Here is a 12395-nt window from a genome sequence, read left to right as displayed (position 1 = left end):
CAAGTTGCTGGTGCAGCGGCGGTCGGTGTTCTTCTGACCCTGCTGACGTACGACGGTGGGGTGCCCCTTGCCGAAGGGGCACCCCACCGTCGCCGTCTAGTCCGCGTCCTCGCTGTCGATGCCCAGGCCGGGCAGCAGTCCGGGCAGGAGCGGCGGGAGTGTCACGTCCGGCTCGGGGACGGGTGCGTTGTCCTCCGCCGACGGGGAGGTGCTCGCCTCGCTGTCCTTGGGCGGGTCGAGCAGGCCGCCGGTGTTGCCGCCGAGCAGGCCGTCGCTGTCGCTGCCGGAGCCGGCCGAGCGGCTGGGGCTGCCGCCGTTGCCGGTGCTGCCCTCGTCGCTGTGCCGGCTGCCGCCGTCGCTGGGCCGGGCCGAGCGGTCGGTGCCGGAGGAGCCGCTGGGGGCCGACTCGGTGGCGCCCTGCCTCTTGCCGTCGCCGCCGCTGGTGGCCGGGGGCTCGGGCAGCAGGGACCGCAGCGGGGCGACGTCCTCGTCTATGGCGTCGAACACGGACGACACCTGCTCGCTGACGTCCCCGAGCTGGACGGGCAGTCGCTCACGCAGTTCGCCCCAGGCCTCGCGGTGGGAGCGGGAGAACGCGGACAGGGCCTGCATGGGGCCCAGGGAGTCCGGGTCGCGCTCGTACGCCTCGCTCAGCAACCGGTGGCCCTCGGACGCGTCGTGCCGCATGCCGGACAGGGCGCGACGGATCTCGCCGAGGGACTCGTGGTCCAACGGGCCGCTGCGGCCGCGCTCCATCAGGCGGCGGGCTTCGCTGAGCCGGGTGGAGGCGTGGTCGAGGTAGACCCGGCCGCGTTCGTCCGCCCCGTCGGCGAGGCCGAGCTTGACGTCCTCGATGCCGCGCTTGAGGCCGTAGAGCGAGTCGCCCGGCAGGGCGTCCGAGCTGGCGGCGGAGACTCCGCCGAAGGCACTCGCGGCCACCCCGACACTGAGTCCGCCCGCGGTGAGGCCCTTGGCGAGCCGGGAACGCGGGCGGAGCTTCTTCAGCGAACCCGCGCGGTGCGCGCCGCGGGCCCGGGATCGCTGCTCGGGGACCGCGCTGTCCGTCGCCCCGCCGCCCGCGGTGCCCTCCTGGAGCATGGCCTCGAAGGCGGCCACCAGCTGGGCCCGCTGAACGACCTTGACCTCCGGGTCGAGCTCCGGCTTGGGCAACGCGCCGAGGCCCGAGGCGAGCGCCAGATGGCGGGCCTGCTCACTCGGTTCCGCGACTGCCGGGGCCGGTGCCGATCCTTCGGGCTGCTCGGCCGCCGTGCCCTGCTCGGACTGCTCCTCCAGGGCCTGGGCGAAGGCGTTCGCCCGCCGGTGCGCCGATACGTTCGCGATCACTGGCGGCACCTCCTCTCGTCATGACGGTCGACTCCCCAGGGGGTCCTGAGGGTTGCACACCCTGACCACGACCACACGATCGAGTGATCGGAGTCGGCCAGGGGGTGACCACAGGGAGCCTGCATCCCGCACAACGAGCGGCGCGGCACTTGGGTTACGGACGCCGGACGATCGGATCCGGAAGTCAACCGACTTTCACGGACCGTGAGTTGGCTGTCGCCGTGTGTGCGGGGCGGTCAGCGGGCGTCTTCCGGGAGGAGCCGGGCGAGGGTGCGGACGGCCCGGTACTGGAGGGTCTTGATGGCGCCCTCGTTCTTGCCCATGACCCGGGCGGTCTCGGCGACGGAGAGGCCCTGGAGGAAGCGGAGCGTCACGCACTCCTGCTGCTGGGGGTTGAGCCGCCGCACGGCGTCGAGCAGGGCGGCGTTGGAGAGGGACTCCAGGACGGAGTCCTCGGGGGAGCGCTCGACCTCGTTGGCGTCGAGCATCTCGCCGGTGGTGACCTCCAGCCGGAAGCGGCTGGACTTGAAGTGGTCCGCGACGAGGTTGCGGGCGATGGTCACGAGCCAGGCGCCGAAGTCGCGGCCCTGCCAGGTGAACGTGCCGATGCGGCGCAGGGCACGCAGAAAGGTCTCGCTCGTGAGGTCCTCGGCGGTCGCCTTTCCTCCGACCCGGTAGTAGATGTACCGGTAGACGGTGTCGCTGTACTGGTCGTAGAGGCGGCCGAAGGCGTCGGACTCGCCGGCCTGGGCGCGCTCCACGAGGTCCATCATCCGGGCGCTGTCGCTGTCCGCCGCCGGGCGGCGGGCGGGGGCCGCCCCGGACGGGCGGCCTCGTCTGCCGACCGCGGCGCTGCCGTCGGCCAGTGCGTAGCACGGGCCGACGGGCGCGGCGGTGGCGAATGCGGGGACGGCGTACGCGGTGGGGACGAAGCCGCGCAACAGGTCTTGGACCGTTGCGCGCAGCGTAGCCAGGCCCGAGGCGTCAACCCCGACGTGTGGGTACACGGGACTCCCAGAGGCAGAGCTTCCATCACGTGCAGTGCGGGACCTTTCACCCGTCGTAGCGACGGAGGGGTACCGGTTTGCGTCTGAGGAGAATAACGCTTCGTGCAGGCACTGCTACACCGAGTTGCTCAAATCACCGATTACGTCGCTTCCCTAACCGATTGACGCCCGATCAAGTGCCGAACTGTGAACGGTTGTTGATCGGAAAGGTTCGGATAGCGGCTGAGTCCAGGGCGTGTTGTGGCCGTGTGCAGCCAAGAGGACTGGACACGAGGTTGTGGGGGTACGCCAGTTGGATTTACGGCGATTGTCAGGCCGTAAACATCCGTGTCCCGGTTTGATCAGGTGGTCAGCGGCGGCGGCGGTGCAGGGCGATGGCGGCCGCCGTGCCGCCGGCGACCGCGCCGACGCCCGCCGCGGCGGGGATGCCGACCTTGGCCGCCTTGCGGCCGGTGCGGTAGTCGCGCAGGCGCCAGTCCAGCTCGCGGGCGTGCTTGCGCAGCTTGCTGTCCGGGTTGATGGCGTAGGGGTGGCCGACCAGCGAGAGCATCGGGATGTCGTTGTGCGAGTCGCTGTAGGCGGCGCAGCGGCCGAGGTCCAGGCCCTCGGCGGCGGCCAGGGCGCGGACCGCCTCGGCCTTCGCCGGGCCGTGCAGCGGTTCGCCGACGAGTTTGCCGGTGTAGACGCCGTCGACGGACTCCGCGACCGTGCCGAGGGCGCCGGTCAGGCCGAGGCGGCGGGCGATGACCGTGGCGATCTCGACGGGGGCGGCCGTCACCAGCCAGACCTTCTGGCCGGCGTCCAGATGGGCCTGGGCGAGGGCGCGCGTACCGGGCCAGATGCGCTCGGCCATGTACTCGTCGTAGATCTCCTCGCCGATCGACTGGAGTTCGGCGACGCGGTGGCCCTGGACGATGGACAGGGCCGAGTCGCGGGCCTCCTGCATGTGCTCGGGGTCCTCGACCCCGGCGAGGCGGAACCACGCCTGCTGCCAGGCGAACTTGGCGAGCTCGCGCGTCTCGAAGAACTTCCGCTTGTACAGGCCCCGCCCGAAGTGGAAGAGGGCCGCGCCCTGCATGACGGTGTTGTCCAGGTCGAAGAAGGCGGCGGCCCGGTCGTCGCCGTGCACCGGGAACTGCGGTTCCTCGGTCGCGCCGGCGGCTTCCTGTGTGGACTTGCGGGCTGCCTCCGCCGAGGCCTCGCCTGCCAAAACGCTCCGCGCCGTGGCGGAGCGCCTACGGGGAGTGAGCCATCCGAGAGCGGCCATGGCGTGAGCATAGCCAGTCTGTTCGGGGGTTCCGGAGTCAGAAGGTTGGAAGCCTGTGAACTCTCGGCAAGCGTGTCGTTAAAGATGCCGCGCGGGGCGGACGCGGCCGGCGCGTCCCCTGGCGCTTTCGCGAGGGTTCCGCTTGCCCGCGGGCGCGCGACAATGGCCGACATGAGTCCCCTCTTCCGTCGCACGCCCCCTCGGGACCGGCTCGTCACCCTGATCCGCAAGCCCGGCTGTCATCTGTGTGATGACGCACAGGTCGTTGTGGAGAAGGTGTGCGGTGATCTCGGAGTCCCCTGGGAGCAGAAGGACATCACCGAGGACCGGGAACTGCACGATCAGTACTGGGAGCAGATCCCCGTCGTGCTGGTGGACGGCAGGCAGCACACGTTCTGGCGCGTGAACGAGGGCCGCCTGCGCAAGGCGCTGACCGACTGACCCCGCCCGGTGAGCGACTGACCGACCAGTCCAAAGGGGCCGCCGGGTCGCTTAGGATCGATGGTGACTTGGTCTCGGGGGCGGGATTCGCTGAGGAGAGTGTGCGGTTTTGCCCCCAGAAGACAAGGAGCGGTGGTGGATATGCGCCGGTTCCCCGCGCGTGCGCCGGGGGCGCGTGACCCCGGTCACGTTGGCCGGGCAAATCGGACACCATCTTTGTGCACGCGTTCACAAAGACATAGCCTGCATTCGACGGGGCGGTCATGTAGGGACGTATGACCGCCTACAGCCCCGCTCTACCCGCAGGAGCACCGTGGCAACTGGCCGAACTCACCGACCGGCGACCCGCAGCCGAGGGATTCCCGAGGCCACCGTCGCCCGGCTTCCGCTGTACCTCCGCGCTCTGACCGCGTTGTCGGAGCGCTCGGTCCCCACGGTCTCCTCCGAGGAGCTCGCGGCCGCGGCGGGGGTCAACTCCGCGAAGCTGCGCAAGGACTTCTCCTACCTCGGCTCCTACGGGACCAGGGGTGTCGGCTACGACGTCGAGTATCTCGTCTACCAGATCTCCCGCGAGCTGGGGCTCACCCAGGACTGGCCGGTCGTGATCGTCGGTATCGGTAACCTCGGCGCCGCCCTCGCCAACTACGGCGGTTTCGCCTCCCGCGGGTTCCGCGTCGCCGCGCTGATCGACGCCGACCCGGCCATGGCCGGCAAGCCCGTCGCGGGCATCCCCGTGCAGCACTCCGACGACCTGGAGAAGATCATCCAGGACAACGGCGTGTCGATCGGTGTCATCGCCACCCCCGCCGGTGCCGCACAGGCCGTCTGCGACCGGCTCGTGGCCGCCGGTGTCACCTCCATCCTGAACTTCGCGCCGACCGTGCTGTCCGTCCCGGACGGCGTCGACGTGCGCAAGGTCGACCTCTCCATCGAGCTGCAGATCCTCGCCTTCCACGAGCAGCGCAAGGCGGGGGAGGAGGCCGCCGCCTCCGACGGGGGCGTCCCGGCCGCCGCCGCCCGCAGCGACTCCGCCGACCAGGGACCCGACGGGGACATGCCCGCCGTGATGCCGGCATGAGCCTCCTTGTCGTCGGACTCAGCCACCGCAGCGCCCCGGTCAGCGTCCTGGAACGGGCCGCGCTGAACGCGGACGAGCAGGTCAAGCTGCTCCAGGACACGGTCGCCGCCGAACCGGCCACCGAGGCCGCGGTGCTCGCCACCTGCAACCGCATCGAGCTCTACGCCGACGTGGACAAGTTCCACGCCGGTGTCGCCGAGCTGTCCACGCTGCTCGCCCAGCACAGCGGGGTCGGCCTGGAGGAGCTCACCCCTTATCTCTATGTGCATTACGAGGACCGGGCCGTCCACCACCTGTTCTCGGTGGCCTGCGGACTGGACTCCATGGTCGTCGGCGAGGGGCAGATCCTCGGCCAGATCAAGGACTCCCTGGCCCGGGCGCAGGAGCTGCACTCGGCGGGCCGGCTGCTGAACGACCTGTTCCAGCAGGCCCTCAGGGTCGGCAAGCGCGCCCACTCCGAGACCGGCATCGACCGTGCCGGCCAGTCCCTGGTCACCTTCGGCCTGGAGCAGCTGGCCCGGGGCGGCGACGTCCTGCAGTGGGCCCGGGGCAAGAAGGCGCTGGTCATCGGGGCCGGTTCGATGTCCTCCCTGGCCGCGGCCACGCTCGCGCGGGCCGGGGTCGCCGAGATCGTCGTCGCCAACCGCACCTTCGACCGCGCCGAGCGCCTCGCCCGGATACTCAGCGAGGGCGACGACACGGACGTGGCGGCCCGCGCGGTACCGATGGAGTCGGTGCCGGCCGAGCTGACACGTGCCGACGTCACCGTCTCCTGCACCGGCGCGACGGGCCTGGTCCTGACGGCCGAGTCGGTCGCCGGGGCGATCGAGGGACGTGCGCCCGCGCCGGCCACCCTGCCCGGCGAGGACGGCCCCGGCGCGCCGGGCGGCGAGACCGGCCCCGCGGCCGGACAGGCTGCGCAGCGCGGCGGAGCGTCGGGCACCAGCCTCGGCAGCGAGGACGGCTGCCCGCTCGACCTGTCCGCGGTGCAGGCCACCGCCGGATTCTCCGTCCTGGGCGAGGCGGCCGTGGCCGGGATGGCCGCAGCCGACCTCGAACAGCACGCGGCGTGGGTGGACAACGGCACGGCGGGCGGCGACCGGCGTGCCGCGGGCGGTACGGCCCGGCCGGGACAGACCGGCACGCTCGACCCGGCCGCGGACACCGACGCCATCGCCGCGCTCGCCGCGACCGTCGCCACCGTCGGGCGGATCCCCGAGCGCCGCAGGCCCGAGCCGGTCGAGGAGCCGCAGCGGCCCGAGCCCGTGCTCTTCCTGCTGGACCTGGCGATGCCGCGCGACATCGACGCGGCCGTGCACCGGCTGGCCGGGGTGCGGCTGGTGGACATCGAGTCGCTGGCGGAGGCCTCCGCGGGCGCTCCGATGGCTGCCGATGTGGACCAGGTACGGCGTATCGTCTCCGACGAGGTCGCGGCCTTCGGGGCAGCACTGCGGGCCGCGCACATCACACCGACCGTGGTCGCCCTGCGCACCATGGCCGCCGATGTCGTGGCCGGCGAGATCGCCCGGCTGGACGGACGGCTGCCCGGTCTCGACGACAAGCACCGAGCGGAGATCACCCAGACCGTGCGGCGCGTGGTCGACAAACTGCTCCACGCGCCGACCGTGCGGGTCAAGCAACTCGCGGCCGAACCCGGCGGCGCCGGGTACGCGGACGCGCTGCGGACCCTGTTCGACCTCGACCCCGAGACGGTGGCCGCCGTCTCCAGGGCCGAGGACAGCACCACCGAGGAAGACCGAGGGCCGGCATGACTGATACGCGTGAGCCGCTGAGGCTCGGTACCAGGCGCAGCAGGCTCGCCATGGCCCAGTCCGGGCAGGTGGCGGACGCCGTGAGCCGGGTGACCGGGCGGCCCGTCGAGCTCGTCGAGATCACCACGTACGGTGATGTCTCGCGTGAGGCGCTGGCCCAGATCGGCGGTACCGGCGTGTTCGTGACCGCCCTGCGCGACGCGCTCCTCAAGGGCGAGGTCGACTTCGCGGTGCACTCGCTGAAGGACCTGCCGACCACGCAGCCCGACGAGCTGGTCGTGGCCGCCGTGCCGGTGCGCGAGGACCCGCGGGACGTGATCGTCGCCCGGGACGCGCTGAAGCTCACCGACCTGCCCTCCGGGGCCCGCATCGGTACGGGTTCGCCGCGCCGCATGGCGCAGCTCAACGCGTACGCCCGCAGCCACGGCCTGGACATAACGACGGTCCCGATCCGCGGCAACGTCGACACCCGCATCGGGTTCGTGCGCAGCGGGGAACTCGACGCCGTCGTGCTGGCCGCCGCCGGGCTCAACCGGATCGGCCGCGGTGACGAAGTGACCGACTTCCTGTCGGTCGACACGATTTTGCCCGCCCCCGGCCAGGGGGCCCTGGCGATCGAGTGCACCGCGGACAACGCGGACCTCATCGCCGCGCTCGCCGAACTCGACGACCCGTTCACGCGGATCGCCGTGACGGCCGAGCGATCACTGCTCGCCGCCCTGGAAGCCGGTTGCAGTGCCCCTGTGGGGGCACTGGCCGACTTGTGGGCCGACGGGCGGATTGTCAAGGAAATGCGCCTGCGCGGCGTCGTCGGGACCACCGACGGCACGCGCATGGTGCAGCTGTCCACCACCGGTCCCGTGCCCGAGACGCACGACGGGGTGATGGCGCTCGGTCGCGAACTCGCGGCCGAGATGCTCACCCAGGGCGCGGCCGGTCTGATGGGGGAGCGAGCACAGTGAGCCCCACCGCCCTTTCCGCCGGTCCTGAACACGGGCACGTCACCTTCCTGGGTGCCGGACCCGGAGATCCGGGACTACTGACTCTGCGCGCCGTGGAGGCGCTGGCGCACGCGGACGTCCTCGTCGCCGAGCACGAGGTGCTCGACGTCGTACGTCAGCACGCCAGGCAGGGCGTGTCCGAAGTGCACACGGATCCGGATCCTTCCCAGGATCCTGCTCCGGGCACAGGAGCGCCCCAGCTGACGGTAGTTGACGGCACGTCAACCACCGCGGCCGTCCCCGTGGTGCGGGATGCCGCACATCTTGTCATGGAGGCCGCGCGGGGCGGCAGGCGGGTCGTGCGTGCGGTGTCCGGTGACCCGGGCCTCGACACGTACGCCGCCGAGGAGATGCTGGCGTGCGCCGCCGCGGGGGTGCCCTTCGAGGTCGTCCCCGGCATCGCGAGCGCCGTCGGCGTGCCCGCCTACGCCGGTGTGCCGCTGCGGGACGCGCAGGGCGCGGACGTGCGGTTCGTGGACGCGCGGACGGCGTCGGACCGGTGCTGGACGGAGGTCGGGGCGTCGGACGGCACGGTCGTGGTGTCCACGACGCTGGACTCCGTCGCCGCGGCGGCCGGCGAACTCGTCTCCGCCGGACGCAAGCCGGACACCCCGCTGACGGTCACCGTCGCCGGTACGACCACCCGGCAGCGCACCTGGTCCGCCACGCTCGGCACGATCGCGCAGACGCTGAAGCAGGCCAAGGTGCTGCCCTCGCCCGACGGCGGCCGGCCGGTGATAGCCGTGGTCGGTGAGCGTTCCGCCGCCGCCCAGCGCGACCAGCTCGCGTGGTTCGAGTCCAAGCCGCTGTTCGGCTGGAAGGTGCTCGTGCCGCGGACGAAGGAGCAGGCGGCGTCGCTCTCCGACCAGCTGCGGTCGTACGGGGCCGTGCCGCACGAGGTGCCGACGATCGCCGTCGAGCCGCCGCGCACGCCCCAGCAGATGGAGCGCGCGGTCAAGGGTCTCGTCACGGGCCGCTACGAGTGGATCGCCTTCACCTCGGTGAACGCGGTCAAGGCCGTGCGGGAGAAGTTCGAGGAGTACGGGCTCGACGCGCGTGCCTTCGCGGGCATCAAGGTCGCGGCCGTCGGCGAGCAGACGGCGAAGGCGCTGATCGCGTTCGGCGTGAAGCCGGACCTGGTGCCGAGCGGCGAGCAGTCGGCCGCGGGGCTGCTGGAGGACTGGCCGCCGTACGACCCGGTCTTCGACCCGATCGACAGAGTGTTCCTGCCGCGTGCCGACATCGCCACGGAGACGCTGGTGGCCGGGCTGATCGAGCTCGGCTGGGAGGTCGACGACGTCACGGCCTACCGGACCGTGCGGGCCTCGCCGCCGCCGGCGGAGACCCGTGAGGCGATCAAGGGCGGTGGCTTCGACGCCGTTCTCTTCACCTCGTCCTCGACCGTGCGGAACCTGGTCGGCATCGCCGGCAAGCCGCACAACGTCACGGTGATCGCCTGCATCGGCCCGGCCACGGCGAAGACGGCCGAGGAGCACGGGCTGCGGGTGGACGTCATGGCTCCGGAGCCGTCCGTCCACAAGCTGGCGGAAGCCCTGGCCGACTTCGGCGCGAAGCGCCGGGTGGCGGCGGTGGAGGCCGGCGACCCGGTGACCCGGCCGAGCGAGCGGCGGCCGGGGGCGCGGCGGAGGCGTTCGACGACGTGACCGGCCCTCACTGGCTGCGGCTACGCGGGAGTCACCGCGTGGCCGTAGCGCAGGAGGTTGTCCGGGTCGTAGGTGGCCTTGTCGTGGCGTAGGCGGGCGTAGACCTCCGGGGTCCAGGCGCGGGCGCGGTCCTGTTCGTCGCCCGGGGTGCCGTGGATGTTGACCATGGTGCGGCCGGTCCCGTACGGGGCCATGGCCGTGTAGAGGCGGCGTGTCGCCTGTTCGACGGCCTCGGCCACGGGTGGGGCGGGCATGATCCCGACCGACTCCATGAAGTAGCGGGCGTCGCGGGCGCAGACGGCGTCCTCGACGGCGGACGGGCGGGACAGCGCGCCGCCCATGTGCCGCAGTGAGGCCACGAGCAGTGGGTGCTCGGCGCCGGCTGAGGGGCCGACCTGCTCCAGGAACGTGGTGATGGCGTCGGAGGGCAGGTCGCGCAGGAGCATGCAGCACTCCCGTGCCGGGAGCGGGTCCTGGGGTTCCATGTGGATGCGGTCCAGGGCCGCGTGGTCCATCTCCTCGACCAGGTCGACGGCGACCGGGGCCGCCGCGCGCAGCGGCGCGATCAGGGCCTCGCCGTCCGCCGGGTCGCCCGGCCAGGCGATGGCGACCCGGGCCCAGAAGCCGCCGCGCAGGGGTTCCGGGATCTGCGGGATGGGCGGCAGGCGCAGGACCGAGAACATGCTGCACATCTCGTCCGGGACGGTGTGGGTCCACTCCGTCCAGGTGCGCAGCAGGGTCTCCGTGTGTTCGGCGCGGCAGTGGATGCCGCCGCCGTAGACCCGGGGCAGGGGCAGCAGTTCGGTGACGAGCGAGGTGACGACGCCTACGTTGCCCTTGCCGCCGCGCAGTGCCCAGAACAGTTCCGGTTCGTGCCGGGGGTCCGACTCGCGCAGGTGCCCGTCCGGGGTGACGACCTGGAAGGAGCGGACCAGGTCGGCGGCGAAGCCGTAGGCCCGGCCGAGGACCGGGAGTCCGCCGCCGAGGGTGTAGCCGATGACGCCGGCGTCGGTGGAGGTGCCGCAGAGCCCTGCCAGGCCGTAGGGGGCGGCCGCGGCCATGACGTGGCTCCACTTCGCGCCGGCGGCGATGGTGGCCGTGCGGGTGGTGGGGTCGACGTGGACGTCCGTCATGCGGGACGTGTTGATCAGCAGCCCGTGTTCGATCGGGAAGTTGGCGCCGTGGCCGGTGGCCTGGACGGCGACGGGTGTGCGGGTGGCGTGTGCCCAGCGCATCGCGGTGACGATGTCGTCGGGGCCGGTGGCGCCGATGACCACGTCCGGGGTGTGCAGGGAGGCCAGGTTGAAGCCGGTGACTTCGTCGGCGTAGGCGCGTTCGCCGGGGCGGACGACGGGGCCGTTGATCTCCGAGAGGGCGAAGAGGTCGGGCATGTGGTGGGGGGCGGTCATCGCGTCCTCCGTGGGGGCGGGTACGGAGGGACAGCGGCGGTGGGGTGTCGGGTCCGGCCGTCGGGGTCCTTGTCCTGTGGTTTCAGGATGGACCTGGGGGAGTGGTGGCGCATTGCGGGGCTGTGGGCTGCATGGTGCTCGGCGTGGGGGCTGAGGGCGGGGCGTTGCGCGGCCCGGCGGTGCGGGGTGCCTCCCCCGAGCTCTCGGCTTCGCTCGAGCAGGGGGGACCCCCGCGCCCACCCGTGCCGCCCTGGGGGCACCTCCCAGGCCCTTAAGGCACTGGGGGAGGCACGCATGCCCGCAGCGGGGGCAGGGGGCGGCCGACAGGGCGTCGGTATCGGGGGGTTTGGGGCGGGCGTAGCGTAGGGGCATGACGACGTACGGATCATTTCCCGGTACTCGGCCGCGGCGGCTGCGGAGCAACCCCGTGATGCGTCGGATGGTCGCCGAGACCCGGCTGCACCCCGCCGACCTCATTCTCCCGGCCTTCGTGCGGGAGGGCATCGGTGAGCCCGTGCCGATCGCCGCCATGCCGGGGGTCGTGCAGCACACCCGGGACAGTCTGAAGAAGGCCGCCGCGGAGGCGGTCGCGGCGGGGATCTCCGGGATCATGCTGTTCGGCGTGCCGGAGGAGTCGAAGAAGGACGCGCTCGGGACGCCGGGGACCGACCCGGACGGCATCCTCCAGGTCGCCCTGCGGGACGTGCGGGCCGAGGTCGGCGACGACCTGCTCGTCATGTCCGACCTGTGCCTCGACGAGACCACCGACCACGGGCACTGCGGCGTCCTCGACGAGCAGGGCCGGGTCGACAACGACGCGACCCTGGAGCGGTACGCCGAGATGGCCCAGGTGCAGGCCGACGCCGGAGCCCATGTCGTCGGGCCCAGCGGGATGATGGACGGGCAGATCGGGGTCGTCCGCGACGCGCTCGACCAGATCGGGCGGGAGGACGTCGCCATCCTCGCCTACACCGCGAAGTACGCCTCGGCCTTCTACGGGCCCTTCCGGGAGGCGGTCGGCTCGTCCCTGCGAGGGGACCGGAAGACGTACCAGCAGGATCCCGCGAACGCGCGTGAGTCGCTGCGGGAGCTCGCCCTGGACCTGGAGGAGGGCGCCGACATGGTGATGGTCAAGCCGGCCGGGCCCTACCTGGACATCCTCGCCCGGGTCGCCGACGCCGTGGACGTGCCCGTCGCCGCCTACCAGATCTCCGGCGAGTACTCGATGATCGAGGCCGCCGCCGAGAAGGGCTGGATCGACCGGGACCGGGCGATCATGGAGGCCCTGACCGGCATCCGCCGGGCGGGTGCGCGCACCATCCTCACCTACTGGGCCACCGAAGTGGCCCAGAAGCTCAAGGAGCAGTAGGCCGCGGGCGTCAGCGGTTCTCAGGCTCTGCCGGTCCCGGCCG

General features: G+C 72.2%; 10 protein-coding genes. 6 read left to right on the top strand and 4 right to left on the bottom strand.

Annotated features, from left to right (window positions below; genetic code table 11):
• Positions 1-96: 96 nt before the first annotated feature.
• The 3 genes from GTY56_RS36405 to GTY56_RS36395 all read right to left on the bottom strand — a co-directional run bounded on the left by GTY56_RS36405 (position 97) and on the right by GTY56_RS36395 (position 3618).
• Entirely contained in the window at positions 97-1344 is a 1248-nt protein-coding gene (locus tag GTY56_RS36405) for a DUF5667 domain-containing protein (protein ID WP_161369544.1), read from the bottom strand.
• A gap of 236 nt (positions 1345-1580) precedes the next feature.
• On the bottom strand, positions 1581-2351 hold the full coding sequence (locus GTY56_RS36400) for an ECF subfamily RNA polymerase sigma factor, BldN family (protein WP_161369543.1): 771 nt from the start codon (positions 2349-2351) through the stop codon (positions 1581-1583).
• 349 nt (positions 2352-2700) lie between these two features.
• A complete protein-coding gene (locus GTY56_RS36395) occupies positions 2701-3618 on the bottom strand; it encodes an HAD family hydrolase (RefSeq protein ID WP_161369542.1) in 918 nt (305 codons plus the stop codon).
• 162 nt (positions 3619-3780) lie between these two features.
• On the opposite strand from GTY56_RS36395, the gene GTY56_RS36390 reads away from it, so the two are divergent.
• The 5 genes from GTY56_RS36390 to GTY56_RS36370 all read left to right on the top strand — a co-directional run bounded on the left by GTY56_RS36390 (position 3781) and on the right by GTY56_RS36370 (position 9574).
• Positions 3781-4059: a glutaredoxin family protein gene (locus GTY56_RS36390; protein ID WP_184558945.1), complete on the top strand. Its 279-nt coding sequence runs from the start codon at positions 3781-3783 to the stop codon at positions 4057-4059.
• A 313-nt stretch (positions 4060-4372) separates the two neighbouring features.
• Complete coding sequence (locus GTY56_RS36385; protein ID WP_020275182.1) at positions 4373-5137, top strand: redox-sensing transcriptional repressor Rex; 765 nt, start codon at positions 4373-4375, stop codon at positions 5135-5137.
• Positions 5134-6909, top strand: coding sequence for a glutamyl-tRNA reductase (locus GTY56_RS36380; RefSeq protein WP_161369540.1), 1776 nt, complete (start codon positions 5134-5136; stop codon positions 6907-6909). Before GTY56_RS36385 ends, GTY56_RS36380 begins: the two co-directional genes overlap by 4 nt.
• Positions 6906-7871, top strand: coding sequence for a hydroxymethylbilane synthase (gene hemC, locus GTY56_RS36375; protein WP_161369539.1), 966 nt, complete (start codon positions 6906-6908; stop codon positions 7869-7871). The genes GTY56_RS36380 and hemC overlap by 4 nt, the downstream gene beginning before the upstream one ends.
• Positions 7868-9574, top strand: a complete 1707-nt coding sequence (locus GTY56_RS36370; RefSeq protein WP_033313988.1) for a bifunctional uroporphyrinogen-III C-methyltransferase/uroporphyrinogen-III synthase — start codon at positions 7868-7870, stop codon at positions 9572-9574. Before hemC ends, GTY56_RS36370 begins: the two co-directional genes overlap by 4 nt.
• 20 nt (positions 9575-9594) lie before the next feature.
• On the opposite strand, the gene GTY56_RS36365 is transcribed toward GTY56_RS36370, so the two are convergent.
• Positions 9595-10983 (bottom strand): FAD-binding oxidoreductase, encoded by a 1389-nt coding sequence (locus GTY56_RS36365; protein ID WP_161369538.1) that lies wholly within the window; start codon positions 10981-10983, stop codon positions 9595-9597.
• A gap of 370 nt (positions 10984-11353) precedes the next feature.
• Here GTY56_RS36365 and hemB point away from each other — a divergent pair, with 370 nt between their 5' ends.
• On the top strand, positions 11354-12352 hold the full coding sequence (hemB, locus tag GTY56_RS36360) for a porphobilinogen synthase (RefSeq protein ID WP_161369537.1): 999 nt from the start codon (positions 11354-11356) through the stop codon (positions 12350-12352).
• Positions 12353-12395: the final 43 nt, after the last annotated feature.

The sequence above is a fragment of the Streptomyces sp. SID5643 genome (assembly GCF_009872555.1).
In the GTDB taxonomy this organism is placed as follows: domain Bacteria; phylum Actinomycetota; class Actinomycetes; order Streptomycetales; family Streptomycetaceae; genus Streptomyces; species Streptomyces iakyrus.
Note: the sequence above shows the minus strand (reverse complement) of the source record. Positions and strands in the feature narration are given on the sequence as shown.

Excerpts from the sequence above, each read along its gene's own strand:
- GTY56_RS36395 (WP_161369542.1), bottom strand. The coding sequence starts at position 3,618 with ATGGCCGCTCTCGGATGGCTCACTCCCCGTAGGCGCTCCGCCACGGCG.
- GTY56_RS36390 (WP_184558945.1), top strand. The coding sequence starts at position 3,781 with ATGGCCGACATGAGTCCCCTCTTCCGTCGCACGCCCCCTCGGGACCGG.
- GTY56_RS36380 (WP_161369540.1), top strand. The coding sequence starts at position 5,134 with ATGAGCCTCCTTGTCGTCGGACTCAGCCACCGCAGCGCCCCGGTCAGC.
- hemC (WP_161369539.1), top strand. The coding sequence starts at position 6,906 with ATGACTGATACGCGTGAGCCGCTGAGGCTCGGTACCAGGCGCAGCAGG.
- GTY56_RS36365 (WP_161369538.1), bottom strand. The coding sequence starts at position 10,983 with ATGACCGCCCCCCACCACATGCCCGACCTCTTCGCCCTCTCGGAGATC.
- hemB (WP_161369537.1), top strand. The coding sequence starts at position 11,354 with ATGACGACGTACGGATCATTTCCCGGTACTCGGCCGCGGCGGCTGCGG.